This window comes from Williamwhitmania taraxaci, from assembly GCF_900096565.1.
In the GTDB taxonomy this organism is placed as follows: Bacteria; Bacteroidota; Bacteroidia; order Bacteroidales; family Williamwhitmaniaceae; genus Williamwhitmania; species Williamwhitmania taraxaci.
This window is the reverse complement of record NZ_FMYP01000011.1, coordinates 12,178-38,506: the sequence shown is the minus strand read 5'-3', so window position 1 is coordinate 38,506 and position 26,329 is coordinate 12,178. Positions and strand designations below refer to the sequence as shown.

At 40.3% G+C, this 26,329-nt stretch carries 25 protein-coding genes and 1 tRNA gene; 4 read left to right on the top strand and 22 right to left on the bottom strand.

Features of this window, described 5'->3' with window-relative positions; all coding sequences use genetic code 11:
- Window positions 1-14 precede the first annotated feature (14 nt).
- Window positions 15-833 carry a 3-deoxy-8-phosphooctulonate synthase gene (kdsA, locus tag BLS65_RS04540; protein WP_092436320.1) on the top strand — a complete coding sequence of 273 codons (819 nt, stop codon included), beginning with the start codon at window positions 15-17 and terminating at the stop codon, window positions 831-833.
- Here kdsA and BLS65_RS04535 read toward each other — a convergent pair.
- The 6 genes from BLS65_RS04535 to BLS65_RS04510 form a co-directional block, all read right to left on the bottom strand.
- On the bottom strand, window positions 830-2,215 hold the full coding sequence (locus tag BLS65_RS04535) for a hybrid sensor histidine kinase/response regulator (protein WP_092436318.1): 1,386 nt from the start codon (window positions 2,213-2,215) through the stop codon (window positions 830-832). The genes kdsA and BLS65_RS04535 overlap by 4 nt on opposite strands.
- A 69-nt stretch (window positions 2,216-2,284) precedes the next feature.
- The gene (locus BLS65_RS04530) at window positions 2,285-2,914 is read right to left on the bottom strand and encodes a porin family protein (protein ID WP_092436316.1); all 630 of its coding nucleotides are present in this window, start codon (window positions 2,912-2,914) and stop codon (window positions 2,285-2,287) included.
- Between the two features lie 299 nt (window positions 2,915-3,213).
- Window positions 3,214-4,293: a hypothetical protein gene (locus BLS65_RS04525; protein ID WP_092436314.1), complete on the bottom strand. Its 1,080-nt coding sequence runs from the start codon at window positions 4,291-4,293 to the stop codon at window positions 3,214-3,216.
- Between the two features lie 121 nt (window positions 4,294-4,414).
- Window positions 4,415-4,918, bottom strand: coding sequence for a DUF4252 domain-containing protein (locus BLS65_RS04520; protein ID WP_170829997.1), 504 nt, complete (start codon window positions 4,916-4,918; stop codon window positions 4,415-4,417).
- A gap of 10 nt (window positions 4,919-4,928) precedes the next feature.
- Window positions 4,929-5,351, bottom strand: a complete 423-nt coding sequence (locus BLS65_RS04515; RefSeq protein WP_092436310.1) for an acyl-CoA thioesterase — start codon at window positions 5,349-5,351, stop codon at window positions 4,929-4,931.
- 8 nt (window positions 5,352-5,359) lie between these two features.
- On the bottom strand, window positions 5,360-6,184 hold the full coding sequence (locus BLS65_RS04510) for an SDR family oxidoreductase (protein WP_244500661.1): 825 nt from the start codon (window positions 6,182-6,184) through the stop codon (window positions 5,360-5,362).
- A gap of 389 nt (window positions 6,185-6,573) precedes the next feature.
- Here BLS65_RS04510 and BLS65_RS04505 point away from each other — a divergent pair.
- Window positions 6,574-6,646: transfer RNA gene (locus tag BLS65_RS04505), tRNA-Lys, on the top strand.
- Between the two features lie 143 nt (window positions 6,647-6,789).
- On the opposite strand, the gene BLS65_RS04500 is transcribed toward BLS65_RS04505, so the two are convergent.
- From BLS65_RS04500 to BLS65_RS04450, 11 genes are all read right to left on the bottom strand, one after another.
- Complete coding sequence (locus tag BLS65_RS04500) at window positions 6,790-7,194, bottom strand: DUF1987 domain-containing protein (RefSeq protein ID WP_092436308.1); 405 nt, start codon at window positions 7,192-7,194, stop codon at window positions 6,790-6,792.
- A gap of 10 nt (window positions 7,195-7,204) precedes the next feature.
- Window positions 7,205-7,597 (bottom strand): DUF1987 domain-containing protein, encoded by a 393-nt coding sequence (locus tag BLS65_RS04495; RefSeq protein ID WP_092436306.1) that lies wholly within the window; start codon window positions 7,595-7,597, stop codon window positions 7,205-7,207.
- Window positions 7,598-7,636: 39 nt separating this feature from the next.
- Complete coding sequence (locus tag BLS65_RS04490) at window positions 7,637-8,026, bottom strand: DUF1987 domain-containing protein (protein ID WP_092436304.1); 390 nt, start codon at window positions 8,024-8,026, stop codon at window positions 7,637-7,639.
- Window positions 8,027-8,211: 185 nt separating this feature from the next.
- Complete coding sequence (locus tag BLS65_RS04485; RefSeq protein WP_092436302.1) at window positions 8,212-8,718, bottom strand: flavodoxin; 507 nt, start codon at window positions 8,716-8,718, stop codon at window positions 8,212-8,214.
- A 10-nt stretch (window positions 8,719-8,728) separates the two neighbouring features.
- Complete coding sequence (locus BLS65_RS04480) at window positions 8,729-10,777, bottom strand: alpha-ketoacid dehydrogenase subunit alpha/beta (RefSeq protein ID WP_092436299.1); 2,049 nt, start codon at window positions 10,775-10,777, stop codon at window positions 8,729-8,731.
- A 14-nt stretch (window positions 10,778-10,791) separates the two neighbouring features.
- Entirely contained in the window at window positions 10,792-12,078 is a 1,287-nt protein-coding gene (locus BLS65_RS04475; RefSeq protein WP_092436297.1) for a dihydrolipoamide acetyltransferase family protein, read from the bottom strand.
- A gap of 338 nt (window positions 12,079-12,416) precedes the next feature.
- Entirely contained in the window at window positions 12,417-13,511 is a 1,095-nt protein-coding gene (locus tag BLS65_RS04470; protein ID WP_092436295.1) for an alanine racemase, read from the bottom strand.
- 9 nt (window positions 13,512-13,520) lie between these two features.
- Window positions 13,521-13,961 (bottom strand): GNAT family N-acetyltransferase, encoded by a 441-nt coding sequence (locus BLS65_RS04465; protein ID WP_092436293.1) that lies wholly within the window; start codon window positions 13,959-13,961, stop codon window positions 13,521-13,523.
- 222 nt (window positions 13,962-14,183) lie between these two features.
- Complete coding sequence (locus tag BLS65_RS04460) at window positions 14,184-15,467, bottom strand: dicarboxylate/amino acid:cation symporter (RefSeq protein ID WP_092436400.1); 1,284 nt, start codon at window positions 15,465-15,467, stop codon at window positions 14,184-14,186.
- Between the two features lie 79 nt (window positions 15,468-15,546).
- Window positions 15,547-16,134 carry an FKBP-type peptidyl-prolyl cis-trans isomerase gene (locus BLS65_RS04455; RefSeq protein ID WP_092436291.1) on the bottom strand — a complete coding sequence of 196 codons (588 nt, stop codon included), beginning with the start codon at window positions 16,132-16,134 and terminating at the stop codon, window positions 15,547-15,549.
- Window positions 16,135-16,300: 166 nt separating this feature from the next.
- Window positions 16,301-16,894 (bottom strand): hypothetical protein, encoded by a 594-nt coding sequence (locus BLS65_RS04450; RefSeq protein ID WP_092436289.1) that lies wholly within the window; start codon window positions 16,892-16,894, stop codon window positions 16,301-16,303.
- A 238-nt stretch (window positions 16,895-17,132) separates the two neighbouring features.
- Here BLS65_RS04450 and BLS65_RS04445 point away from each other — a divergent pair, with 238 nt between their 5' ends.
- Window positions 17,133-17,846, top strand: coding sequence for an SDR family NAD(P)-dependent oxidoreductase (locus BLS65_RS04445; RefSeq protein WP_092436287.1), 714 nt, complete (start codon window positions 17,133-17,135; stop codon window positions 17,844-17,846).
- A gap of 76 nt (window positions 17,847-17,922) precedes the next feature.
- On the opposite strand, the gene buk is transcribed toward BLS65_RS04445, so the two are convergent.
- The 4 genes from buk to BLS65_RS04425 all read right to left on the bottom strand — a co-directional run bounded on the left by buk (window position 17,923) and on the right by BLS65_RS04425 (window position 22,210).
- On the bottom strand, window positions 17,923-18,999 hold the full coding sequence (buk, locus tag BLS65_RS04440) for a butyrate kinase (RefSeq protein WP_092436284.1): 1,077 nt from the start codon (window positions 18,997-18,999) through the stop codon (window positions 17,923-17,925).
- Between the two features lie 27 nt (window positions 19,000-19,026).
- A complete protein-coding gene (locus BLS65_RS04435) occupies window positions 19,027-19,932 on the bottom strand; it encodes a phosphate acyltransferase (RefSeq protein WP_092436281.1) in 906 nt (301 codons plus the stop codon).
- Window positions 19,933-19,951: 19 nt separating this feature from the next.
- Window positions 19,952-21,166, bottom strand: coding sequence for an acetate/propionate family kinase (locus BLS65_RS04430; protein WP_092436279.1), 1,215 nt, complete (start codon window positions 21,164-21,166; stop codon window positions 19,952-19,954).
- Between the two features lie 612 nt (window positions 21,167-21,778).
- On the bottom strand, window positions 21,779-22,210 hold the full coding sequence (locus tag BLS65_RS04425) for a transposase (protein WP_170829996.1): 432 nt from the start codon (window positions 22,208-22,210) through the stop codon (window positions 21,779-21,781).
- A 213-nt stretch (window positions 22,211-22,423) separates the two neighbouring features.
- On the opposite strand from BLS65_RS04425, the gene BLS65_RS04420 reads away from it, so the two are divergent.
- Entirely contained in the window at window positions 22,424-25,357 is a 2,934-nt protein-coding gene (locus tag BLS65_RS04420; RefSeq protein WP_092436274.1) for an FAD-binding and (Fe-S)-binding domain-containing protein, read from the top strand.
- Window positions 25,358-25,429: 72 nt separating this feature from the next.
- On the opposite strand, the gene BLS65_RS04415 is transcribed toward BLS65_RS04420, so the two are convergent.
- Window positions 25,430-26,320, bottom strand: coding sequence for an EamA family transporter (locus tag BLS65_RS04415; RefSeq protein WP_092436272.1), 891 nt, complete (start codon window positions 26,318-26,320; stop codon window positions 25,430-25,432).
- Window positions 26,321-26,329 lie beyond the last annotated feature (9 nt).

Below are 26,329 nucleotides of genomic sequence, written 5' to 3'. Positions count from 1 at the left end.
AAAAAAAAAACGATATGCTTTACGACTTACCAAACTTACGAAATACCGACAGTGGTAACTTTTTCCTTTTAGCTGGGCCGTGTGTAGTTGAAACAGAAGAGATAACCTACAATACTGCACTCAGGATAAAGGAGATAACCGACAAATTAAAAATACCGTTTGTTTTCAAGGCGTCCTATCGGAAGGCCAACCGCTCCAAGTTGGATTCATTCCAAGGAATTGGGGATATGGAGGCGCTAAAGCTACTTGGACGCATAAAAAAGGAGTTAAATGTGCCTATCGTCACCGATATTCACAACCCCGATGAAGCAGCAATGGCTGCGGAATATGCGGATATTCTTCAAATTCCGGCATTTCTTTGTCGCCAAACTGACCTACTTGAAGCTGCAGGAAGAACTGGGAAAATTGTGAATATTAAGAAAGGCCAATTCCTTAGTCCTGAAGGAATGAAATTTGCTGCTCAAAAGGTATTTGAAACGGGAAATAATCGCGTAATGCTAACCGATAGAGGAACCACCTTTGGCTACCAAGACCTTATTATTGACTACCGAGGAATCCCTGAAATGCAAAAAACCGGATTGCCCGTAATATTGGATATTACACATTCACTACAACAGCCAAACCAAGCTGGAGGAATAACCGGAGGTCGGCCTGATTTAATTGATACTGTTGCACGAGCCGGAATTGCGGTTGGAGTAGATGGTCTCTTCTTAGAAACGCATCCGAATCCAGCAATTGCCATGTCGGACGGTGCAAATATGTTACATCTGGATAAACTGGAATGGCTTCTTACCCGCTTAGTTAAGCTAAGAAAGGCTGTAAACAATCTTTAGGCTTTAGAAAGAAACCGATCAATCTTGTTGAGTAAGGCTTCCTGATTGATCGGTTTTGCAATATAATCATTGCATCCCACCTCAAGGTATTGAAGATTATCGTTTGGCAGGGCATAATCCGTGTGAATGATTATAGGGAGTTCAGACTTAGACTTATGCTTCCTAATTTCCTGTATAGTTTCACCCCCATCAACATTGTACATTTGATTATCCATTAATACAATGTTCGGCGCATCTCCATTGAGGCACATGCTTATTGTCTCCGCATCATTCTTTGCCCAAATTAAGGTAGCCTCAGTATCTTTAAGCAGGTTCTCGAGATGTTGATAGTTCGATTCCTTTTCCTCCACCACAAGAATAACCATATTGGCCCAAGAGAAGGCCCTTTGAGTAGTGTGAAAAAATGAAATATCTTCTTTTATTTCAACACTTTCATAGGGTAAAGTAAAGTAGAATATAGATCCTTGCTCTGGTGTGGATTCAAACCATATTTTTCCGTTCAAACCATTGATTATCTGCTTGGAGATATAAAGCCCTAGACCAGTCCCACCATATTTCCGGGTTGATCCTTGTTCTACTTGACGAAATCGCTCAAAAACAATACACTGTTTTTCCTCAGGAATGCCAATACCGGTATCCTTAACAAAGAAAAGTAATTCATGGTCACTACTATTGGTAAAACCAAATTCGATAATCCCTTTATGAGTAAACTTAAGCGCATTCCCAATCAGGTTGGAGAAAACTTGGCGTAATCGAACACAATCGGTGTTAATAATATTAACCTGGTCGTCAGCTAAATTATAGAATCTCAAAATCAGATCATCCTTATCTTGCTTGTATTTTATCTCATTAAACTGGGTAAAAAGATCAAAAAGCATCTCGTCGAGGTTACAAGGTGATCGATTAAAGGAAATCACACCAGCATCCATTCGGGAAATATCCACAATATTATCGAGCAATTGAACAAGCTGTTCGCCACTATCTACAACAATTCCAACATATTGTTCGCGCTTATCGGGAGTTAATTCATCCCTAAGCAGTTGTGTAAAACCAATGATTCCATTCATTGGAGTGCGTAACTCATGCGACATATTTGCCAAAAAATTCGATTTCAACAAATTAGCTTCATCGACCTTAGCACGAGCATCTCCAAGCTTTCGTATTAACCCTTTTTTTTCGAGCATTAACTCTTGAATGCGAGCCTCTTTTGATTGGTTATCGTCAAAGAATTGCGCCATAAGGCTCTTCTGCCAAAGAACAGTTTTTCTTGACTTAATTACAACCAAAATGAGTATTATCAGTAGGATCAATAGGACTACAATAATGCTTGTAATTATTACAAACAAATTTGCCTCCATATCAATACTATTAATAATACTCATCCTGTTGCTTTTGTAAAAACAGGCTACACTCAAACGACGTATGGAACGCGTTTAACAGCCATATATCAACTAAAAATATAGAGATACACTTGCCAAAACTTGAGAGTTACGACTATCGAATGATCTGGTTTGACCACCAATTTTAACTCCATCGCCAAGTTTGCTAAGGCTTCCTTCATACCGAAGATCAACACCTAACTTCCATAAATCCAACCCTACTCCAACTTGGTAACCAAAAGTGGCCTTATTGAACTGCTCTTCATACCCGGTATACTCCTTAAGAACAGCTTTATCGGCAATAATGATGGAGGCAACTGGGCCTACGCCAACCCGAGCAGGGCCAAACTTCCAACCCACTAACACAGGAATATCAATTCGGCTAAATTTTTGCTTTTTAATAGTTTCAGTATTAGCTGTAATGTTCTTAATCTTAACATCGCCGCCAGTTGAAGAAAAGTAGAGCTCGGGTTGGACGAACAGACCGAGAAGTTGCACTCTACTTACAAAACCGAAGTGCATACCTACGAGTGCGTCACCTGATTTTATTTCATAATCATTGGTGCCATTATTAAGAGTCTTAGTATCAAACTTAATTCTGGAGGAACTAACCCCTGCTTTAATTCCAAACTTAAATAGCTGGGCATTAGCCACAGAAATCATAAACACTAATGCGCAAATCGATAAGAATAAACGTTTCATAATATTTCGAATTTGGTTGTAATGCAAAATACAACATTAGTTTATATTTTCCTATCGCAACAATAAAAGCGATAAGAATAATCAAGCAGACGATTCTAAAAAGATTTCTTGAAAATGGCTAATACATTGTCATATAAAGTAAAGTATAAAGTTGACCATACAAAATGGCTGCAACCTGTTTTGATGAACGGAAATCAATGGCTGCATCAATACTACCAACTATTGCAATTAGTATGCAATATTTTGACAAAAAAATAGTCGCTCCCAAGGGAGCGACTATCAAATAAAAAGGTTATCAACTAAAATTTAAGCATTTTACCATACAGATCATTCCACGCCTTAAATACGTCACCAAATAATTCCAGAGCAGGAACCTTCTCACCACTGGTATAGTAGAAAATAGCAACTACAGTTCCATTAACACTCTCGTATTTTATGTCACCAATCTTTGCTCCATCCACCTTATAAACACCCATTTTAATATTCTGATTCATACTTGCTGATCCGTCGCCAGAATTGGCACTATAGGAAACTTCATACACAAATTTAATATTTACAATACGAAGGGTTGACTTCATAACAACTGTAGCTGCATTATTGCTTGTTGATGAAGTAACATCATAATCACCAGCCAACACAATTTCCCCATTCTTTTTCACTGAATAGGAAGCTTTCACTGAAAGTTTTGAATCAGAACCACTAATGTTCATTGAGTTGTTGTGTTCGTAGCTAACTTTAGGTGTGGTTAGTGAAGTGTAAACAGTCTTACTATTATAGTTGAGAGAGGAAAAAGAATTGCCACCTGATGCAGAAAGCGAAATATTATATACCTCACTACCGCTCAGCGTAATATTAGCTGCAAACTCACCACCATCTGATTCTGACGTAAAACTACTCTTGGTAATAGTGTATACAGCATTATTGGTTGCGCTATTACTTGGATATGGGAACTTTAGCACTATTTTATCGGATGGCGTTGTTGATGTTTTTTTGAATTCTTTAGTGTTTCCATTCCATTCCCATGTGCCTACATAATCCTTAAACACGAATGTATCGTCGTACTCACCAATACTTCTTTTTAGCGAAGAGATATCGCTACTTTTAACCTGCTCCACGTTGGAATAGAAAGCGTTAATCTGGCTACGCGACATTTCTCCACCAGGCAGTTCGAAAGGCAAATTAAGACCGTCAAAACTCTCTAAAACTTTAACGCCCTCATTGTTATCCATTGCCTTCATTTCGGTAGCATAGTTGGCTTTTAAAGTGACAACTTCAGCTTTCGCTTGCTCTTTTGTAAGAGGAGCAGGATCTTCATCTTTTGAACAGGAAGAAAATGCGGCGAGAGCCACTAACATTGTCAAAAACATCCTTGTTTTCATATTCTGTAGAATTTATTTTACTATACAAACATAAACGATTTTTCGGAGAAAAAACCAAAATGATCGCTATATATATAGTTCGATTAGTTGGCATGAGAATTTGTAACTGAGTAAAGCCTGGCTAGTTTGCTTTTAACCTGTACAGGTATTCCAAAATAGGCCTATTTTCGGGATGCAACAGTGCTCGAATATTATCTTCGTTGATAGTACCCTTAAAGTGAACCAAATACAGATAGGATTCGCTCTGATTAACCACCATCAAATCAGTAATTTCGCCAATTTTAACGATCCAGACATCAACGGTTTCCTTCTCGGATCTGAATTGACCCAAAAGAGTCAAATCCTGCTTTCTTAATCGGCGATTTATTATTTTAAAAAGGTCCAATCCTTTATCCGCTTTGCCATGATTAGGCGAAATAACAATTACCTCCATTGAAGTTAGATCATCCATCAATGCTTTAAGTTCAGAACCACCTGGCAAGGTCTCATCGATAAAAACAGAGGCCATCGATGGGGCAATGGAGAAGTGTTCATTTGAAAAATCCTTTCGTAGATGACTAATCAGGCTCTCAAGACTAGGTTCCTTTTTCGAACATGAACCAAGAATGCCGACAAGAAAAATCAAACAAAAAGACCTATAGAGCGTTGCCATCTGAAAAAAGACTATTTATCATAGTGTAGATATCAAGGGGTAATCTTCCTGGCTTTCCAGTAATTTTGTGAACACACACGAGGGTAGTCTCCCCAGTAGTAAATAGTTTACCTATCAAATTAATAATCCGATAGGAGAATACAACCTTTACGGGTGAAAAGTTTGTAATGGTTGTTTCAACAATCAGCAAATCATCGTAATGAGTTGGATTAATGTATTTTACCTTCAATTCGTTAAGAGGCATAATAATTCCCATCTTTTCCATCTCGCCATACGGATAGCCAATCTGGCGAAAAAGTTCAGTTCGGCCCATTTCGAAGTAGAGAGGGTAAACGGAATGATGTACAATCCCCATTTGATCGGTTTCGCCATACCTTACTCGGAATTCAGTCCTATTAGCTAGCATGGGGTCTATTATTTAAAAGGAGAATTGGGCTCCTTGGCCATATGGTTATAAACAATTCGATCTAACAAACGAGGAAGAAACTTTTTCAGGATAAGGGTTGCCTTCCCCTCAAAAGTCATTACAAGCTGTCTCTTTCGAGCGATGACACCATTTGCTATGCGGTGGGCAACCTCTTCGGAGGTCATCATATTAGTCTCCTCTCTAGGCGATTCTCCTTGGTTGGTTCCATCGGCAGTAAGAGCGCTCTTTCGCACATTAGATGCGGTAAAACCTGGTGCAACAACCATTACATGGAGCCCTTGGTGCAAATTCTCAATTCGAATAGTCTCCAAAAAGCCCTGCATAGCGAATTTAGAGGCGCTATATCCTGTCCGAGCAGGAAGACCATGAATTCCGGCAACTGAAGATACACCAACAATGCTTCCCTTCGCTTTAAGCAAATAGGCATAAAAATATTTTGTGCAGTAAACGGTTCCCCAGAAATTTACATCCATTAGTTTGTGCAACACGCTTAAATCAACATCGCTAAAAAGCGCACGCATTGAAATCCCTGCGTTATTAATGAGCACATCAACTTTCCCAAAAGCGGTGTAAACGTCCAAGGCAAACTGCTTACAATCTGATTCATTGCTTACATCAACCATAGAAACGAAGCAAGAGATACCATTCGATTCCAAATCGGTTTGAATACGTTTAAGTTCTTCAATACTTCGAGCTCCTAACGCAACCTTAGCACCTCTCCTCCCAAATTCATAGGCACAAGCCATTCCTATTCCCGAGGAAGCTCCTGTTATCACCACAACTTTTCCCAAATAATCCATACCGTTTCTCATTTTCATTCCCAATAAAGTAGAAAGCAGCCATAATTATGGGCTCACCAAAAATATCAAGCAATAGTAGTAATAACAAAGATTAGCGCCAAACCATTCAAAGGAAATATTTTGTTACAACAATAGGGTCAATAGGACCATCCAGATTATTATCGAATTGTAGCGATAATTCTTTTTGAAGGGAGATATGAAAAGAGGAGCTATATTTTCCACAAAATTCATTACCAGACAGGACTTTTTCAAGAGATAAATGGTTTAGGCAAAAAAAATCACTTTTTAGTAAACTGAATCTCAACAAAATAAATAAAATACCAATAAATATTAGGTTATAGACTTGCAGAATAGAAATATTTTTCCGTATCTTTGCATCGCCAAAAAGGAAAAACAGTAATGATTTCGTAGCTCAGTTGGTAGAGCACATCCCTTTTAAGGATGGGGTCCTGGGTCCGAACCCCAGCGAGATCACAAAAAAAGAGACAATCAATTGATTGTCTCTTTTTTTGTTATTACTCCCAATTTTAGACACCAAAAATCAGATATAGTAGAAGGATCTGGAAATAGGTATTTTTGGAGTGGATGTAAACTGACTACGAATACTAGATGATGTATTAGTTTTCAAAAGGAATCGTAATTAGTGAATATTTCAATTTTAGTTCCAGAAAAGAAAAAAGTTCTTGGCAGGTCTCTTTCATATCCTCATCATCGGCCTCATATTGCCACTCCACTTCCACTGGGATCTCATTCAATGCAAGCAGATTCAGCTTTTGCAAGAACATTGCAACATATTTAAGTGAAGCAGAATTAAGATACCGAAAAAAGAAATGAACCCGAAAAACACCATTGGGGAATACACTATCCCCTTGGCTCATTTCATCAATCCATTCAAATACCGGGAAAAATACATCTTTTACATTTTCGGGATGACATACACCTTTGATTGCGAGAACTCCACACTTTGGATCGTAAATAATACTGGGTGTATTTTTTGTGGCAGGAATGTTTAAGTCTTTCATCGGAAAAAATCTAAAGAGTAGAACTATTGGATACCCTACGGAAAATGAATGGGATATTAATTACCTCACTGAACTCTATGCCGGCATCCTCAATCTCAATATCGTTCTCCGGATATCGCCAGAGAACGGTTATTTTCTTTTCTTGTTTTTGTATCTCCTTTAGTTGACTGAGCATAACAAGGAGCATTTTGGAAGATGCAGTATTAAAATACTCTAAGGAAAATTCAAACAGCGTTTCATTATTAGGATCTTGTACATATTGCTGAATCCAATCAATCACCGGAATGTAAAAACTTTTTACATCTTCAGGAAACGATTTACCAACAATTCTAAAAACGCCAGAATCCCTATCTAATTCGATTTTAGGGGTGGAACCTGACTCTTCAATAAATATCGCCCTCATCACTCCTTCTATCTAATTGATATTAAGTTTAATATAAAATTAGGCCATTGCTTGTTGGTGACTAACAAATTCAAAGGGAACCCCGATCATATCGGAATAATCTTGGCCAGCATCATACATATCTTCATCATCTTCATGATAATGCCACTCAATTACTACCTTACTTCCAGCTTCGTGCAAGGTTTTTATACGTTCGAATACTTCAAGGAGCATTTTGGACGAGGCGGTGTTAAAATAATCCATTTTCATTTTTAAAATGGTTTGCGGATTTGTGGCCGTTGAGTATTCGTCAAACCAAGCCAAAATTGGACCATAAAACTCTTTCGCATCTTCAGGTAATGACTTGCCTGTGAACTCGAATCGGCCTACCTCTTTATCTAAAACAACACCAGGAGTTTCACCTGTTCCTTGAACAACATATGGACTCATATCTTAAATATTATGTTTCTATTCTTGGGAAATATAACGAACGAATGTAAATATAAAGTTGGGTATAACAACACCACTGGTAAAAATAGGGATTAAAATCAAATTGTGAAAGGTATTTTAGCAAATCACCCCTTGCAAATGATTATTTGTAAGGGGTGATATGCTTAAACGAATACTTTACAATATTAAATCTCACGTTTTAAATGATCAACCCACTGTTCGATCCTCGGAAGGTTTAGTTTGATTTGATTTTCAAAATCGAGTATTAGTCCGCAAAACTGTTCGTTGCCCATATCGGCCTTAGAGGATTCAAAGGAGTAGCCCTCCGTGGACGTAAAACCTATAACCTCGGCACCTGCAGATTTTATTATCTCAGCCATGATGCCCACGGCATCGCCAAAATTTTCGCCATAATCTTTTTGGTTTCCATTGCCAAAGACTGCCACCTTTTTGCCCTTAAAATCAATATCCTCGAGCATTGGAATTAACTCATCCCAATAGCTTGGTAACTCTCCATCGAACCAAGTTGGAACCCCAAATATTAATTTATCGTATGCTAGAAAATCTTTTTCCCATGCATGATCAACATCAACAGCCACCGCCTTATCCTTGCCGAATTTTTCAACAATTATATCGGCAATCTTAGCGGTTTTGATGGAACGAAAGCTATAAAAAACACCTATTTTTTTCATCCTTTATCGTTTAATATTTACTCAGTTCTTTTAATGCTGCTATAATCTTTTCGGTATTGGGTAAGATGGCCGCTTCGAGAATCCGATTAAAACCGACCGGAGTATAAGTGGAACCAATCCGCTTAACGGGGGCATCCAGAAACTCGAATGCTTCATCTGAAATAACAGAGGCTAACTCTCCTCCAAATCCGCCGAACACCTTGTCTTCATGAACAACAAGAACTTTATTCGTTTTTTTAATCGAGGTTAGGATAGTCTCCTTATCGAGTGGAATGAGTGAGCGTATATCGATAACCTCGATGGAAATACCCATTTCTTTTTCGAGAATTTCAGCAGCTTCAATGCACATATGGGTGGTATTCCCATAGGTAACAATTGAGATATCTGTCCCCAATCGCCTTACCCTTGCCTTGCCAAAAGGAACTTCGAATCCTTCAGGAATAGGCGTTGCCGCTTTTGGCGCATTGTATAGTGCCTTTGGTTCGAGAAACAAAGTTAAACCCTTACTGCGCATTGCTGAGCGCAATAAACCGGCAGCATCATCGGCAAAAGAGGGATAGACAATTCGCACGCCTGGAATAGAAGCCAATGCACCTTCGATATTTTGAGAGTGATAAAGTCCGCCTCCAATGTAACCACCTGATGCCAAGCGAATGGTAACGTTAGGTGAAAATTTTCCATTGGACCTCCAATAGTCGTGTGAAGATTCGACATATTGCTCCATGGCAGGCCAGAAATAATCGGCGAACTCTGCTCCTTCTACAACAATCCGTATTTTTTCGTTAAAACGGGACATCCCATTGGCAGTACCCATTATGTAATCCTCTGCAATTGGAGCATTAAAAACGCGTTCGCGACCAAACTCCTGTTGCATCCCTTTGGATACATTAAAGATACCCCCCTTCTCTTTATTAGCCATATCTTGGCCCCATATAAAAGTGTCGGGATTGTGACGAAACTCTTCTTTAAGCGTTTGGTTTATCGCCTCGATTAACTTAATTGGCTCCCCTTGCTCCTGATGTAAACCATTCGGGAATTTTTCAGAAATGTACGCGTCGGGCATCACAAAGTTAAAAATTGATGCAGGGGCGGGATCTGGAGCAGCCATTGCTTTCTTATGGGCTTCCTTAACCTCTGCCTTAACTTGCTCTTCAATGACAGCAAGCTCTTCCTCTGTAAACCGGCCGTACTTAACTAAAAGACGATGAAATTTAGCAAGCGGATCATTATCTGTCGAATAACTCAACTCATCTTTATCCCGATAAAGCTCATGCCTATCGGAATTTGAATGGCTTTGCATCCGAACGCAGTTGGCCTGAACAATTGCAGGCATTTGGTTTTCTAATACCCAAACCTTTGCTTCAGCCATTGTATTCATGGAATCAAAAACATCTTTTCCGTTGCAATGGAAAATCCGTATATTTTTAAATCCAGAAAAGTTGTTTGCTACCTTTCGGTTGGCTGTTTGATCAGCCTTGGGGACTGAAATACCATAGCCATTATCTTGAAATACAAATATGACGGGGAGTTTTTCGTTCGAGGCACCATTAATCGCCTCATAAACATAGCCCTCCGAAACAGATGATTCGCCCTGCGAACTAATGGCCACGCCCATATGCTTGTAGTATTTTATGGCGCGTCCTACCCCTGCTGCATGAAGTGTATGGTTCCCGGTACAGCTTGATGTATTATGGATATTCCACTCAGGTTTCGCAAAGTGGTTGGACATATGCCGACCCCCACTAGCGGGGTCAGTTGCTTTACTGATACCATTTAAAATTATCTCTTCAGCGGTAAGTCCTGCTGAGATGGCCGTTAGCATATCCCGATAGTAGGGAAAAAGATGATCCTTCCCCTTATCAAAGGCCTGACCTATAGCCAGCTGAATTCCATCATGTCCGGCATACGGTGCGTGATAACTCCACCCCAATGCTTGTTTTAAATAGTTAGGAGCCTTATTGTCGAGAGAACGCCCAAGGGTCATCAGGTAAAACCATTGACGCAAAGTTTCCTTAGGAGTTTGTTTTATACCAAATTGTTTTTGATTTCTTTTTTCCATGATTTCGATTTGTTCTAGATTGCGGTTAATGGGTCGAATTGTTCAAGGTAATCTGCAATTTTTCGGATGAAGGCACCACCTAATGCGCCATCTACAATACGATGATCGTATGAAAGCGATAAAAACATTTTCTGCCTGACCACAATAATATCTCCAAACTGAGTTTCTAATACAGCCGGTTTCTTCTCAATAGTACCTGTTGCTAAAATGGCCACTTGAGGCTGGTTGATGATTGGAGTTCCCATTACATTGCGGAACGAACCAAAGTTGGTTATGGTAAATGTCCCACCTTGAATTTCATCGGGCAAAAGCTTATTTTCACGAGCCTTATCAGCAAGAGTATTTATATCGGTAGCCAAACCACCAATATTTTTTAAATCGGCATCCCTGATTACAGGTACAATAAGATTTCCTGAAGGGAGTGCAACGGCAATACCAATGTTAACATGCTTTCGAACAATCACTCTCTCACCATCAACCGAAGAATTAACCATTGGGTAGTCGCGCAATGCCTTGGCCACAGCCTCTGTAAACATTGGCATAAACGTGAGTTTTGTACCGCAACGCTTTTGAAAGGCATCCTTATTTTTATTGCGCCACTCCACCAAGTTGGTTACATCAGCCTCCACCATGGCAGTAACGTGAGCGGCTATGTTCTTGGAGTTTACCATATGCTCTGCAATAAGCTTGCGCATACGATCCATCTCGATGATAGTATCCTCTGCACCTAACGATACCGTTACTTTTGGCTGTTTTTGAGCTACTGATTGATCCGATTTTGTTGGCGCAGAATTGCTCAATGCCTGAGGAACATTGCCTCGTTTGGTTAAGAAAGTCAAGATATCCTCTTTCCTCACCCTACCTTCATTCCCGGTTCCAGAGATACCATCAAGCTCTTCAATAGAGATATTTTCTTGATTGGCCATATTCTTTACTAGGGGTGAATAGAACTTGGTCGATTTAAACTCTTTTGACCCGTCCTGCTTAGGTTCTACTCCATGATTAACAATTGGACTAACAGGTGTAGATTCAGCAGCAGGTTTGGCATCTGGCAACGATGCACTGTCTCCGATGAGGGCAATAACAGCACCCACCGGCACTAAGTCATCTTGTTTAAAGAGAATCTTCAATACAGTTCCGGCCACAGGTGATGGAATTTCGGAATCTACCTTATCGGTGGCAATTTCGAGTAAAGCATCATCTTCTTCAATGGTGTCGCCTTCTTTTACAAACCAACGAGTGATGGTTGCCTGCTCAACGCTTTCGCCCATCTTAGGCATTTTAAGCTCGAATTGTGACATTTTATAACGAATTATTTGGCTACAATTTTAATTACAACCAACTAACAACTCCACCTGCAATTTGTTTATAACCATTATAAACACGGAAAAGTAATCTCTCCATAATTCTGATTTGTAGTCTTTATTGGGAACAGAAAGAGCGATACCCACCGGTATCGCTCTTTTAAAACATATTGTTAAATACCATTGTCTATAATCTACATTATTCCATAATACGGAATTTATAGTCAAAAACTTAATATTTAATCAATTATATGGGTCAAAACTCTATTTTCACATACTGCATTAAAATAGGAACCGATTTATGATTTTTTTAAAAATGCTTCAAAATAACCAAACTAAAGCATAACCTTATCGACGAACCGAGTGCTCATAAGCCTTGCAACCCCCATGTAAGAAGGTGTGAATACTAACCTGTCACCAACCTTATATTGTCCATGAACCTTTCCTTCCTTGGCCTCGCCAAGATCAAAAACGGTCATATCGGAGGTGGTTCCTACAAACTTAACACTATCGTCGACTATCGCCAAATCGGAAGCATCAACATCAATTAGACCAAAATCGACAATGGCTCGATACGTCAACCCCTGGGTTTCCCCTGAAGAGTCTACAAAGTGACCAATATTCCCATCAGTAAGCTGATCGTCGGGGAAATTTTTCTTTGATGCGAGTTCAATAATATTCGCTTTAAATTCAAAGGCTTTAGTGGAAAGTGTCGAAAATTGCTTACCATCCCAAGGACTTGTACCCATAAACGCTGATTCTCCAATGCGTAAATGGTTTACATTTTTAGGCATTGCAGATTTTCCAACTAAGGGAAGAACTATAGAACTCCCGCCAGAAATCAGCGGTATTTGCTTATTAAACTTCAACTCCAACAGCTGTTTGTAGAGCGAAAGGTGCAGCAATTTATCATAGGTAGGCTGCACTCCGTACATGCAACCCAAATTTGTTCCAAGTCCAAGCACTTCTATATTGTTCAAATCGAAAACCTTGGCATAGAAATCAACAACCCGCTCCCGGAGGACACCTTCGCGCAACTCCCCAAGTTCCAGCATTATAATAATTTGATGGATTTTCCCAGCAGCAGCGGCGGCCTTGTTGAGGGCCTCTATGGTACGCAGGGAAGTATTGAGGGAAATGTCAGCGTAGTCAATTATTGATTTCACCACATCCATTGCTGGTGGCTTAATGTACATTGTTTTCACCGCGGGATTTATTTCTTTGACAAGCCGTAATCCAGAAATTCTGGAATCCCCTACACTATACAGTTTGGTCGCAATAGGATGCAACAGTATTGCCCGCAGAGCATCCTCCTGACCGGAAAGAATTTTTGTAACGAGCGTCCAGGAAAAATCATTTTTTTCAAGAAACTTTTGAATTTTCTCGAGATTTGCAATGATACGATTGGTGTGAACGATTAACTGTGCCATAATTTCTCCTTATCGATTTAACCTCATCTCTGCGTACTTAGACTTAAATCCCAGCCGTTCGTATAACTTTTTGGCTGGATTCTCGTACTCTACGTGAAGGGCAACACTTCCATGACATTGATTTACTGAGTGATCGATAAGTTGGCGACCTAACCCCTTTCCCCTTTGATTAATATCCACAGCCACGTAAACAAGGATATTTGGGGGTATAAAACTATTCATACCCGTAAAATTCATTATTAAACCACCAACAATTACTCCTTCATCGAAGGCAATCATACAAAATCCACCCTTTCCAGACTCGGAGGAAAAAGCATAATCAATACACTTTTGAATTGCGTCTGGGGCGTCACCAAATTCACCGAGTTGGATATACAAGAAATCGACAAACTGATTGCGGGTAACAACAGAAAAATCTTTGTCGCTGTTAATTTTTTGGAATGTTAACATAGCGTTAATTTTTAATTAAAAAGAACATGTTCATTGGCAACTTCAAGGTTGGTTACCGGAGGGAAATCATATGAACATATGCAAATATACGAACTTTTATTCAGAAATAAAAATATAACAGCAAGAACATCAATTCATTATTTTTTTTAAACTAAAAATGAGCGACATAACTATAATAGAAAAACGCGGCAATATCTAAAAAACCATAGATGATTTTGCAGATTAAAGCAACTTTTCACTTCGAGCAACAAACACAGATACCATGGCATCACCCGTTACATTTACCACTGTTCGGAGCATATCGAGAGGTCGATCAACGGCCAGAATAAGCGCAAGCCCTTCGGGCGGAATCCCCACCGAATTAAGTACTATTAACAACATGATTATTCCCGCACCCGGAACCCCTGCCGCACCAATTGAGGCGAGCACTGCGGTAAAAACAATAGTTAGCTGTTGAGTCATAGAAAGTTCAATTCCAAAGACTTGAGCAATAAAAACAGCAGCAACTGCTTGGTAGAGGCTTGTCCCATCCATATTTACGGTTGAACCCACCGGGAGAACGAAACTGCATATTTCCTTTGGCACTTTTAGCTCACGTTCTACTTGTTCCATTGTAACGGGTAAAGTGGCAGCACTGGAGGATGAGGAGAAAGCAACGAGTTGAGCAGGGAAAATCCCCTTTAAAAAGAATAGAGGGTTCATCTTTCCGAATATTCTAATAAGAATCGGATAAACGATTAAAAGAATAAAGAACAAACCAATAATTACCGTAAGCGAATAGAGACCGAGTGCCACAAACAAGCCTCCAGCTGAAGATATACTCTCCCCTGCAAAGTCCACGATAAGGGAACCAAGCAAAGCGAAAACCCCTATCGGAGCAAAAAGCATTATAATGTCGATAATTTTGAGGATCACGTCGTTTAATCCATCGAAAAAATTGATTACGACTCCAGTGTTGGTTCCTTTAGTAAGGGCCAAGGCCACTCCAAAAAGAGCGGCAAACAAAATAACCTGCAACATATTTCTATTATCCGAAGCAGCGCTGATAACATTTTCGGGAACCATATCCACAATAATGGCTAATGGAGATTGGTCTTTAACTTTTTTAACCTCTGCCTTCTTCTCTTCCACAACAGTGGAGTATTTGTGAATAAGTTCAGCGCGTTTTTCCTGAGGAAAAAATGAACCTGGATTGACAATATTTACAACTATTAATCCAATACTTACGGCAAGTACTGTTGTTACAATGTAAATAGAAAGTGTTTTTACGCCAATGCTCGAGAGACGACTAATATCAGAAAGACTAGAAATCCCCTTAACCAAAGAAACAAAGATCAACGGAATGGCAATCAACTTTAAAAGATTGAGGAATATCACGCCAAAGGGCTTAATCCACATCGAACTAAACGCAGTAGCCCCAAGCCATACAGCTATAATTCCCCAAACAAGGCCCAACCCCATTCCGAGGAGGATTTTTGTATAGAGTGGCATTTTTTTTATTCCCATAACCTTAAGTTTTTCCTTGGCAAAATAGAAAAAAAAAGGCTGCCTAGTTAGGCAGCCTAAAAATATTATGTGTGTTGGTTTAGTTGCAACCGCAGCCGCAACCACAGCCACCCATTTCCTTTTCTGCTTTGTCGCCACAACCGCCGCCTTCGCAACCTTCGTCATCGCAACCGCAAGAGGAATGATCGTCTCCGTGGATATGACCATGCTCAAGTTCGTCGGCAGTAGCCTCGCGAACGTCAACAATTTCGCCCTTAAATGCAAGGCCTTTACCTGCAAGTGGGTGATTGAAGTCCACAGCAACAATAGCCTCTTCAACGCGAAGAACGGTTCCCTCTAGGTGATTGCCTTCGGCATCAACCATTGGAATTACGTTGCCTGGAAAAATAAATTCACTGTCGAATTCGCCTTCAACCATGAATGCATCCTTTGGTAACTCAACGGTATAATCTTCATTCCTTTCACCATATGCTTCCTCGCTGGAAATAGCAAAGTCAAAAGTATCACCAACTTTTAGGTTTGTGATATTCTCTTCGAATTTTGGTAATAGGTAACCACGACCAACCATAAAAGTCATAGGATTGGTATTGTCAACCGTTTGGATAACTTCACCGTTAACAGTCAACTCATAGCTGAGTGACACTACTTTGTTTTGTCCGATATTCATTAGCTTATCTGTTTTGAATACTACTTAATTATTTGGGTGCAAAGAAACAATTAATAATTCTTTCTGCAAAATGACATTAATCATTCATATCAACCTTACATCAAACAACTTAAAAAAAAATATTTTTCGAAGTTTTCCAGTGCAGACTTAATAACAACGAAGTGGCCTAAAAGTTAAATCCGATTCGAATGATAGGATTTGAATTCGGAGAAGTTTTGGGTGGATCGATACTCCACAAGAATAGTATATTTACGGAAGAGCGCTGGCCTATGGGTTGTCGTATCCCAAAACCAACCAGATAGTTTGAAACCCACATCCGCCCATTTTCGGGGAAGGTGGGATAGTCGAAGTATTTTCGCTCAAGACTAAGGCCTTCGTATTCGACCTGCAACAATATACCTCCAATTCCAGAAATACCAAGTGTTTCTTCAAGATTATCGAGCAATGAATAGGTACTAAATAGGTTAAGGCCGTAAACGTGCGTTTCAAAATTACTTAATCCATACGACTCTCTTGTATCATTGAAATACTGGTATTTTATGCCACTTCCTACCGCGAGTTTTGGAGTTAGCCTGTAACCAACGATTGGTGCAACTTCGATATAGGTTACTGAACCTGCTGAGAAACCAAGATTTCCGCCAAAAAACCACCGATTTGGCTTTTTTGGTCCATTGGCAGATTCATAGTATTGGGCAAATCCAAGATTGGAGATGGCCAGAAAGGCTAACAGCGACAGAGCATAAAAAAAAACTTTTCTCATCCTAAACTACATTTTACCATCTTTATACATAATGGTTGTTTCATAAAAGAAACACCAATACAACTTATTTCAGGTCAAAAAAATGCATATATTTTTAAAGATATAAAGGTAGAAACAAAAAAGACAGGTACCTTTGCTACAGAGGGAAAAGTTTTTTCGGGTAGATTGGCACTGGCTAATACCGTTTGAGCCACTTAAATAATTACGGTAAAGGAACAAATTACTTATACATATACTCATGAATATACTTATTACAGGAGGAAGCCGAGGTATTGGCTTTGAAATGGCGCAATGCTTTGCCGAAATTGGTGATAATAATATTGTGGCCATATCAAGAAATGAAGCAGGATTAAAAGACCTTAAAAACGCATGTATTCGGAAGAATGTTCAAGCACATCTCTACCCAATAGTTTTCGATTTGGAACAAGTGTCACAGTACGAAACGGTACTGCTGCCAAAGATTCAGCAGTTTTTGCCACATATTGATATTCTCATTAATAACGCAGGATTCCTGATTAATAAACCATTTGAAAGCATTACAGCAGAGGAAGCATTGCAAATGTGTAGCGTGAATTTTCTTGCTCCAGCACAGCTAACCCGAATCCTGCTCCCAATGATGCGAAAAGGCACATCGCCACATATCGTGAACATAAGCAGCATGGGAGGTTTTCAAGGAAGCCAGAAATTTAAAGGACTGAGCATCTATAGCGCCACGAAGGGTGCTCTAGCCGTCTTGACTGAATGCCTAGCCGAAGAGTTGAAGGAATCCAAAATAAGCGTGAACTGTGTAGCGCTAGGATCGGTAAATACGCCTATGCTTAAAGAAGCATTCCCCGGTTTTACCTCTCCGGTAAGCTCTACAGATATGGCTGCATGGATTGTTAATTTTGCGGTAACTGGTGGAAAATTATTTAATGGTAAAGTAATTCCTGTCGCCATTACCACTCCATAAAACCAAAAAATAATGGCTGCCCAAGTAATATGGACAGCCATTATTAATGACGAGACTTGCTTCTTAAAAACAAATCTTACCTATACTCTTTCGGTTCAACCTCGCCACGCAGCACCATAAGGCCATTGATAGCCAAAGCCTGCATTTCGTCTTCACCTGGATATACTACGATCGGAGCAATAAAGCCAACCATCTCCTTTACATAATCTACAAGAAATGGATTGTGAGCAATACCACCAGTTAGCAATATTCCATCTACTTTACCTTTAAGCACGGCTGCCATTCCACCAATTGCTTTACCAACTTGGTACGACATTGCGTCTTGGATCAAAACAGCCTTCTCATCTCCAGCCTTAGCTCTCATTTCAACCTCATAAGCGTCATTTGTTCCCATAAAGGCAACAAGTCCACCTTGTCCGTTAATCATCTTCTTCACCTCTGCTAGGGTAACCTCGCCACTAAAGCAAAGCTTAGCTAAAGCAGCCGATGGTAAAGTGCCAGAACGCTCCGGTGAAAAAGGACCTTCACCATCCAATGCATTGTTTACATCGATTACCCGACCATTATGATGGGCTCCTACCGAAATACCCCCACCAAGGTGAGCAATAATTAGGTTTATCTCCTCATATTTTTTGTCGAGTGATTTGGAGTAGGTACGTGCAATAGCTTTCTGGTTTAGCGCATGAAATATGGACAGACGCTCAAACCGCGGATGTCCTGAGACACGCGCTACTGGTTGCATTTCGTCAACAACGACAGGATCGGCGATGTAAGCTTTGGTATTGGGTAGGCTTTGTGCGATATTATCTGCAATTAATCCTCCCAAGTTACTGGCATGTTCTCCAAGAATCCCCACTTTAAGGTCCTCTTTCATGCGCTCATTTACCAAATAAACACCAGATTCAATTGGTTTTACTAAACCGCCCCGTCCAACAACAGCGTGAATAGAATCTATTTTGATATCAGCAGATTCAAGTTCTCTGAGAATAATCTCCTTACGAAACTCAAATTGTTCGGAAATATGACAATATCCTTGTAGTTCCTCTGTTGAATGCTTTATATTTTTCAAGAAAATTGATTTATTTCCTTGATATACAGCAATTTTAGTAGAAGTAGAACCTGGATTAATTGCCAATACTCTAAAATCTTCCATTCTTAGTATTTTTTTTCGCGGTGGTTACTATTTTGTAGATAATGCAGCCAAGGCAATTGAATACATTTTAGACTTAACGCTATCGCCCCTAGAGGTGAGTACGCATGGAACCTTTGCTCCCATTACCATTGCGCCAAGTTCACCCTTTGCTAACTTTGTGCAGGTTTTAAAGAACACGTTCCCCGATTCGATATTTGGAAATACAATGCAATCGGCATCGCCAGCGACATTACCACCAATCTTCTTTATTTCAGCCGATTCTTTATCGATTGCTACATCAAGTGCTAAAGGACCATCCACAAATGCGCCCTTAATTTGGCCGCGATCGGCCATTTTCGAGATCATGGCCGCTTCGGAACATGCAAGCATACCTGCAAGCATTTGCTCGGTAGCAGCTAATATAGCAACCTTAGGCTTCTCAATTTGAAGAGATTGAGCCACCTTAATTACATAGTTAGTTATTGCCACCTTTTGGTTAAAATCGGGAGCAGGAATTACAGCAACATCACTAACAACAAGTAGCTTATGATATGTAGGCACCTCCACAACGGTAACGTGGGTAAGCACTGCCTTAGGAGGCATCAAGCCAGTTTCCTTGTTAAGAATAGCGCGCATATACTTGTCGGTACTTACAAGTCCCTTCATAAGAATATCGCCTTCGCCCTTATTTATGAGTTCCACCGCTTTGCTTGCAGCCTTCATTTCGTCGGCTTCCTGAACGATGCGAAATTTCTTTACATCTATCTTTTCTTCGTCGCAAACCCTTTTAATAGTAGCTTCGTCGCCCACAAGAATACCATCGATAATTCCCATGTCAACAGCCATGCCAACAGCGCCAATTGTATGAGAATCGTTGGCATAAGCAGCCACAAGTCTCTTTTTGCCTTTGAGTCGAACTACGTCAAAGATTTGGTCAAGTTTTGTTATTGCCATAAGTGAAAATATTTTAAAATTATTTCAATTTGCTAACAATTGAGCGAGTATCGGTTGCAATAACCAATTCCTCGTCAGTAGTAATCGCCATTACTTTTACTCTGGAGTTTGGTTTAGTTAGAAGTTTATCCTTACCCCGAACGCCCTTATTTGCCTCAGCATCAAAATCGACACCCATGAATGCAAACATAGTAGATACTTTCTCGCGAAGCACTGGATCGTTCTCACCGATGCCACCGGTAAATACAATAAGATCAACACCTCCCATTACCGCTGCATAAGCACCGATAAATTTGGTTACTCTATAGTAGTACATATCGAGGGCGAGAATAGCGCGCTCGTTGCCATTAGCCGCAGCGCATTCAATATCGCGCATATCGGAAGAGATTCCAGAAATACCTTGAACCCCACTTTGTTTGTTAATTAGATCGTTAACACCCTTAAGGTTAAGATTTTCTTTATCAGCCAGATAAAGAAGAACACCGGGATCAACCGTACCGCTGCGGGTACCCATGATAAGACCATCCACCGGAGTAAATCCCATTGAAGTATCGAGCGATTTTCCGTTTTGAATGGCAGTTATAGACGCACCATTTCCAAGGTGACAGGTAATAATTTTTGAATTATCGAAATCGATGTCAACCAATTTGCAAGCCTTTTGAGCAACAAACTTATGACTAGTACCGTGGAAACCGTAGCGACGAACCTTATATTTTTCATAAAACTTATAAGGAATAGCATAGAGGTAGCTATGCGGTGGCATGGATTGGTGAAAACTGGTATCGAAAACAGCAACCTGAGAGACTCCTGGAAGAAGGTTTTCCATACTTAGAACACCCTTGAGGTTAGCGGGGTTATGGAGAGGAGCAAGTTCGATACACTTTTCGATCTCCTCCTTCACTTTGTCCGTTATCAATACGCTCTCGGTAAAGAATTCGCCTCCGTGAGCAACACGGTGGCCTACTGCAGAAATATCCGTCAAACTGCCAATAACGCCATGATCCTTATCAACAAGTGCTTCAAGAATCATGTTGATCCCGATGGTGTGATCAGGAATACTCTTGGTTACCTCAAACTTGTCCTTGCCGTTTGGCTTATGAGCAAGTATTCCGTCGTTTAATCCAATACGCTCAACCATGCCTTTGGCAAGGAGATTGCTGGATTTGTCACTTATCATGTCAATAAGTTGATACTTAATGGACGAACTGCCGCAGTTTAATACGAGAATTACCATCTTAAAAAAGTTATGAATTGGTTATTATTCAGAGGTAGAAAAGACAATTTGGAGGAATTTGATAGGACTAATGAGGAGTGACAACTCCCCACGCGGTTGAGACCACGGTTACGGTAACAAAAGGCAAATGCAGTATTCCTAGCAACCATATTGATATAATACATTGTATTACAGAATATTGTATTAATCAGCATTCCGATGTAAAAATACTGAAAAAAGCGTGGTTTCCACTAAAAAAAAGCATTTTTACAACACCTTTTTGTTAAAACTGTGCCAGATTTCTCATCTGGCTCAAGCAATGTCTATTAGAGTCATGACTTTCTTCGTTTTAAGAAAAAACAAACGATTGTAATCGCTATTCCTCGACCATAATAGGGAAACCTATTAGCCTTATGACAATGAAAGATATTTACAATCCTCTTTTCTGCTCAGAGGCATTATTGCCAAAAGTGCCAATAAAATATTCGTAAGTATCAGTTTTCATAATATTTAGGAGTAGCCAAGCGAAGAAATACTAAAATAATTTACAATTACACTTAGCATCTCTGAGTATCAGAGGCAATAATTTCTTAATTTTTCCTTTCTGAAAGGAAATACAAACCGCCTAATATTTTACCGCTTTATTATAAAGCCATGCTTCTCGCAAAACTCGGAAAACTCCTCTTGAAACGTTTTTCGCTGGTGCAAAACAACCTGTCCCTTGATGTATTCCCTAACCTTATCAATTAGTGAATGGCTTGCAGAGAAAGCAAAATAACCATCATCCCAAAACAGAGGTGTAGCTGTTAACTTTGGCATATTCACCATTCTACTAACTATTTCCTTTAAATCTTCAATTACCGCGCCTACGTTCTGATTTACACCGAGAGAAATCAGAAAGTGTACATGCTCCTTCGAGGCACCTGCAGAATCCACAAGAATCCCCTTTTCCATTGCCTTCGCTTTTATGTTGGACGTAATACTATTAGCCGTAACATCATCCAACAACTCTTCCTGCCCCTCAGTAATTAGCACCACGTGCATCCAAATTCGAAAATAGGACATAGCTATTTCTTTTTTACAAAAGTAATAATTTCTATTGGTATAGTTACAGAAGACAAACATGTGCAGAATATCCTTCTGCCAAAACATATGGTAAGTTAACACAGATATCGCAACAATCGTAGAAGCAACTGCATTTAAACGGAATTAATTATCAGAATAGAAAACTACTCACTTAGGATTTTTTACTTTTACGGCTCCTTAAATAAGAGCCCAATGAAAGTAAACCATAAAACCAACAGCCTTACCTTACTAAAAAAGCAACTTGAAGGCGAACTGTTTACAGATATAAGCGCGCGCATGCAGTATGCAACCGACGCTTCAGCATACCGTGAAATTCCTATAGGCGTTGCCATACCCCGAAACATATTTGATCTTCAAAAACTCATCCGTTTTGCCTCAGCAAATAGTATTCCGCTTATACCTCGGGCAGCAGGCACTTCTCTTGCAGGCCAAGTGGTTGGTGATGGATTAGTTGTGGATATTTCGCGATACTTTGGTCAAATCATTGAACTAAACCAAGATAGACTTTGGGTAAAGGTTCAGCCTGGAGTAATACTCGATGAGCTGAACCAACACCTAGAAACCTACGGGCTCTTTTTTGGACCGGAGACCTCCACCTCGAACCGATGTATGATGGGCGGAATGGTTGGAAATAACTCGTGTGGTTCTCATTCCTTAATATATGGCAGTACCCGGGACCATCTAATCTCATTGAAAATGCTTCTCGCCGATGGTTCAGAGGTTGAATTTAAACCACTTTCATCTACTGAATGTGAAGAGAAAATCGCCCTCCAGTCGTTAGAAGGCGAGATATATCGAAAGATACAATCAATTCTATCGGTGGAAGAAAACCGAAACGAGATTACATCACAATTCCCAGACAAGAGTCTTAAGCGTAGAAATACCGGTTATGCACTCGATTTGCTGTGTGAATCCGCCCCGTTTTCCAGCGAAAACAAGCCATTTAATCTTTGCGCCCTCATAGCAGGATCGGAAGGAACCCTTGGCATCATAACCGAAATTACCCTTAACCTACTCCCCGTCCCACCAAAAGAAAAAGCAGTAGTCTGCATACATCTACACACAAAGGAAGAAGCCTTCAAGGCCAACCTAATTGCTCTAAAATATAATCCAGGTGCCGTTGAAATGATGGATAATACCATCCTTTCGCTTACAAAAGATAATATAGAGCAACGGAAGAACCGCTTTTTTGTAGAAGGAGATCCAGGAGCAATTCTCATAGTTGAATTTGCACGAGAAACTAGGAGTGAGATTGAGGAGTTGGCTGAAAAGATGGAGGCAGAAATGCGCCTAAATGGCTATGGTTACCATTTTCCTGTAATTTGGGGTACCGAGGTTAAAAAAGTTTGGAACTTACGAAAAGCAGGTCTAGGGGTTCTTTCGAATATGAAGGGAGATGCAAAACCAGTTTCTGTCATCGAAGACACCGCTGTTGCACCAGTGCGTCTACCAGATTACATGCACGATTTTGCCCAAATAATGGAGAAGTATAATCTCGATTGCGTTTACCATGCCCATATAGGAACCGGCGAACTACACCTCCGCCCCATTCTCAACCTAAAAGACCCCAAGGATGTTGATCTCTTTCGAAGTGTGGCGATTGATACTGCTCATCTTGTGAAGCGATACAAGGGATCATTGAGTGGTGAGCATGGTGATGGGCGTTTGCGCGGCGAATTTATTCCTATAATGGTGGGCGAAAAATGCTATGGCTGGATGAAAGAAATTAAGGATGTATTTGATCCTGCCGGCATTTTCAATCCCAACAAGATAGTGAATACCCCGCAAATGAATACAAGCTTGAGGTATGAGCCGGGCAAACCAAATCGTAATATAGAAACCATTTTCGATTTTAGCGAGGAGGGGGGAATTTTACGTGAAGCTGAAAAGTGCAATGGATCGGGCGATTGCCGAAAAACCGAAAAGGCAGGCGGCACCATGTGCCCCAGCTACATGGCTAGCCGCAACGAATCATCCACCACACGAGCGCGAGCCAATATATTACGGGAATTTCTTACCAACAGCACAAAAGAAAGCCCCTTTGATCACAAGGAAATATACGAAATTATGGATCTCTGCCTAAGCTGTAAGGGGTGTAAATCGGAGTGTCCCTCGAGCGTAGATATGGCAAAACTTAAGGCTGAATTCCTTCAACACTACTACGATAAACACGGAATTCCTTTGCGGTCGAGGTTAGTAGCATACATAACCAAGATAAATGCCTTAGGGTCGATGGCTCCCTCTATCACAAACTTCGTGTTAACAAACAGGTACGTTTCGCGCCTGCTTATGAAATCGCTTGGCTTTCACCCCGAAAGAAACCTACCAACTCTATACAAAACCACACTAGCACGATGGTTTAAGAAGAATCAAGTAGCTAAGCCACTAAATGCCAAGGGAAAGGTGTTTTTATTCTGCGATGAATTTTCCAACTTCAATGATGTTGGAGTTGGTATAAAAGCAATTAAGCTACTCCAAACTCTTGGTTATGAAGTGGCAATTCCGAAACATGGAGAGAGTGGCCGCACCTATATATCTAAAGGATTAATTAGAACCGCAAAACGCATTGCAAATCAGAATGTAATGCTGCTTTCAGATATAATTACAAGCGAAACTCCTCTGGTGGGAATAGAGCCATCAGCCATTCTTTCGTTTAGAGATGAATACCCTTCATTGGTTGATAAAGAGTTGCGTAATAAAGCAAAGCAACTTGCTCCTAATACTCTTCTGTTTGAGGAATTTATTGTTAGGGAATTCGACAATGGAAATATCTCAGCCAATGACTTTACCCAACTTGAGAAAGAAACCCTGCTGCATGGACATTGCCAACAGAAGTCGGTAGCAAGCACTGAACCAACAAAGAAAATGCTTTCGATTCCGAAGAACTACACAGTAAAGGAGATACCCTCCGGTTGCTGTGGTATGGCTGGTTCGTTTGGCTACGAAAAAGAGCACTTTGAACTTTCAATGAAGGTTGGCGAGCTGGTTTTATTTCCTGCTGTTCGGAAGGCTAGCGCAAAAACACTAATTACTGCTCCAGGAACCAGCTGCCGCCATCAAATTCACGATGGAACAGGACGAAGCGCCGTTCATCCTATCGAAATACTCTTTGATGCACTCAAGTAGTAGGTTAAGACATCCCGTTTAAAAAAAAGAGAGCAACAACGGCTCTCTTTTTTTATTGAGAAAGAAAATTGGTCAGTGCTCAGCACGTTTAACCATAAAAAAAACCATACTAGGCAATGCAATAGCCAGAAGTATTACCGCAATACCAAGCCACTGCAAGATAACCAGCTGTTCGTGCAGTACAACTACCGACATTATTACCGCTACAGGCAATTCGGCTGAACTGATAATGGATCCAAGTCCAATACCAACCGTTGGCATTCCTTTGGCAAAAAAGACGGGAGGTATAACTACCCCAAACACAGAAAGCCATAGTGCCCATTGAGCAAGCCCTCCACCCAACGAACCGTTTACCAAAAACATTGGTGGAAATATTAAGAAAATGGTAATGCAAGAACCCGTCATTAAAAGGGCACTTTTAGCGATGGGATGCAGTGAGTTGCGAACCCTTCCACTTACCAATATAAAGAGGGAGAAGCATACAGCCGAAACTATACCATAAAAAACACCTACCCAGCTAAATACCTGTGAGGTTGACGATAGCAAGCCCCCAGCTAAAGCGGTACCTCCTAAAATCAAAGTTACGGCAACGAGCTGTAGCAAAGAAGGTCGCTTGCCACAAATTAACCAATCGAGAAGTATGCCTATCCAAGTGAATTGCATCAAAAGAAGTATAGCTATAGATGCAGGAAGTAGCTGCACGCATTTATAGTAGCAAATACTCACCATTGCCGTGGTTATTCCTGACAAAATCAACGTTATACTTACACGCGGATTTGCGAAAACAGCGCGTTTTTGAGGCAAAAATGACCATATCCCCCATAAAATTATTACGCCAAAAAAAACTTGTGCCCCAACAACTTCACCTAGAGAAAAACCATCATCATAGGCCAATTTTACAAATGTAGAGAGCACGCCATAGCTGCATGCGCCCAAGAATACGAATAATCCTCCGCGAAACATAATATCAAT

Bases quoted from the DNA above. Each gene is read 5' to 3' on its own strand.
- BLS65_RS04480 (WP_092436299.1), bottom strand. From the start codon at position 10,777: ATGGAAAAAAGAAATCAAAAACAATTTGGTATAAAACAAACTCCTAAG.
- buk (WP_092436284.1), bottom strand. From the start codon at position 18,999: ATGGAAGATTTTAGAGTATTGGCAATTAATCCAGGTTCTACTTCTACT.
- BLS65_RS04490 (WP_092436304.1), bottom strand. From the start codon at position 8,026: ATGAGTCCATATGTTGTTCAAGGAACAGGTGAAACTCCTGGTGTTGTT.
- BLS65_RS04495 (WP_092436306.1), bottom strand. From the start codon at position 7,597: ATGAGGGCGATATTTATTGAAGAGTCAGGTTCCACCCCTAAAATCGAA.
- BLS65_RS04530 (WP_092436316.1), bottom strand. From the start codon at position 2,914: ATGAAACGTTTATTCTTATCGATTTGCGCATTAGTGTTTATGATTTCT.
- BLS65_RS04485 (WP_092436302.1), bottom strand. From the start codon at position 8,718: ATGAAAAAAATAGGTGTTTTTTATAGCTTTCGTTCCATCAAAACCGCT.
- BLS65_RS04465 (WP_092436293.1), bottom strand. From the start codon at position 13,961: ATGTTAACATTCCAAAAAATTAACAGCGACAAAGATTTTTCTGTTGTT.
- BLS65_RS04455 (WP_092436291.1), bottom strand. From the start codon at position 16,134: ATGAATATCGGACAAAACAAAGTAGTGTCACTCAGCTATGAGTTGACT.
- BLS65_RS04445 (WP_092436287.1), top strand. From the start codon at position 17,133: ATGAATATACTTATTACAGGAGGAAGCCGAGGTATTGGCTTTGAAATG.
- BLS65_RS04420 (WP_092436274.1), top strand. From the start codon at position 22,424: ATGAAAGTAAACCATAAAACCAACAGCCTTACCTTACTAAAAAAGCAA.
- kdsA (WP_092436320.1), top strand. From the start codon at position 15: ATGCTTTACGACTTACCAAACTTACGAAATACCGACAGTGGTAACTTT.
- BLS65_RS04535 (WP_092436318.1), bottom strand. From the start codon at position 2,215: ATGAGTATTATTAATAGTATTGATATGGAGGCAAATTTGTTTGTAATA.
- BLS65_RS04450 (WP_092436289.1), bottom strand. From the start codon at position 16,894: ATGAGAAAAGTTTTTTTTTATGCTCTGTCGCTGTTAGCCTTTCTGGCC.
- BLS65_RS04525 (WP_092436314.1), bottom strand. From the start codon at position 4,293: ATGAAAACAAGGATGTTTTTGACAATGTTAGTGGCTCTCGCCGCATTT.
- BLS65_RS04435 (WP_092436281.1), bottom strand. From the start codon at position 19,932: ATGGCAATAACAAAACTTGACCAAATCTTTGACGTAGTTCGACTCAAA.
- BLS65_RS04475 (WP_092436297.1), bottom strand. From the start codon at position 12,078: ATGTCACAATTCGAGCTTAAAATGCCTAAGATGGGCGAAAGCGTTGAG.
- BLS65_RS04415 (WP_092436272.1), bottom strand. From the start codon at position 26,320: ATGTTTCGCGGAGGATTATTCGTATTCTTGGGCGCATGCAGCTATGGC.
- BLS65_RS04515 (WP_092436310.1), bottom strand. From the start codon at position 5,351: ATGCTAGCTAATAGGACTGAATTCCGAGTAAGGTATGGCGAAACCGAT.
- BLS65_RS04510 (WP_244500661.1), bottom strand. From the start codon at position 6,184: ATGAGAAACGGTATGGATTATTTGGGAAAAGTTGTGGTGATAACAGGA.
- BLS65_RS04425 (WP_170829996.1), bottom strand. From the start codon at position 22,210: ATGTCCTATTTTCGAATTTGGATGCACGTGGTGCTAATTACTGAGGGG.
- BLS65_RS04500 (WP_092436308.1), bottom strand. From the start codon at position 7,194: ATGAAAGACTTAAACATTCCTGCCACAAAAAATACACCCAGTATTATT.
- BLS65_RS04430 (WP_092436279.1), bottom strand. From the start codon at position 21,166: ATGGTAATTCTCGTATTAAACTGCGGCAGTTCGTCCATTAAGTATCAA.
- BLS65_RS04460 (WP_092436400.1), bottom strand. From the start codon at position 15,467: ATGGGAATAAAAAAAATGCCACTCTATACAAAAATCCTCCTCGGAATG.
- BLS65_RS04470 (WP_092436295.1), bottom strand. From the start codon at position 13,511: ATGGCACAGTTAATCGTTCACACCAATCGTATCATTGCAAATCTCGAG.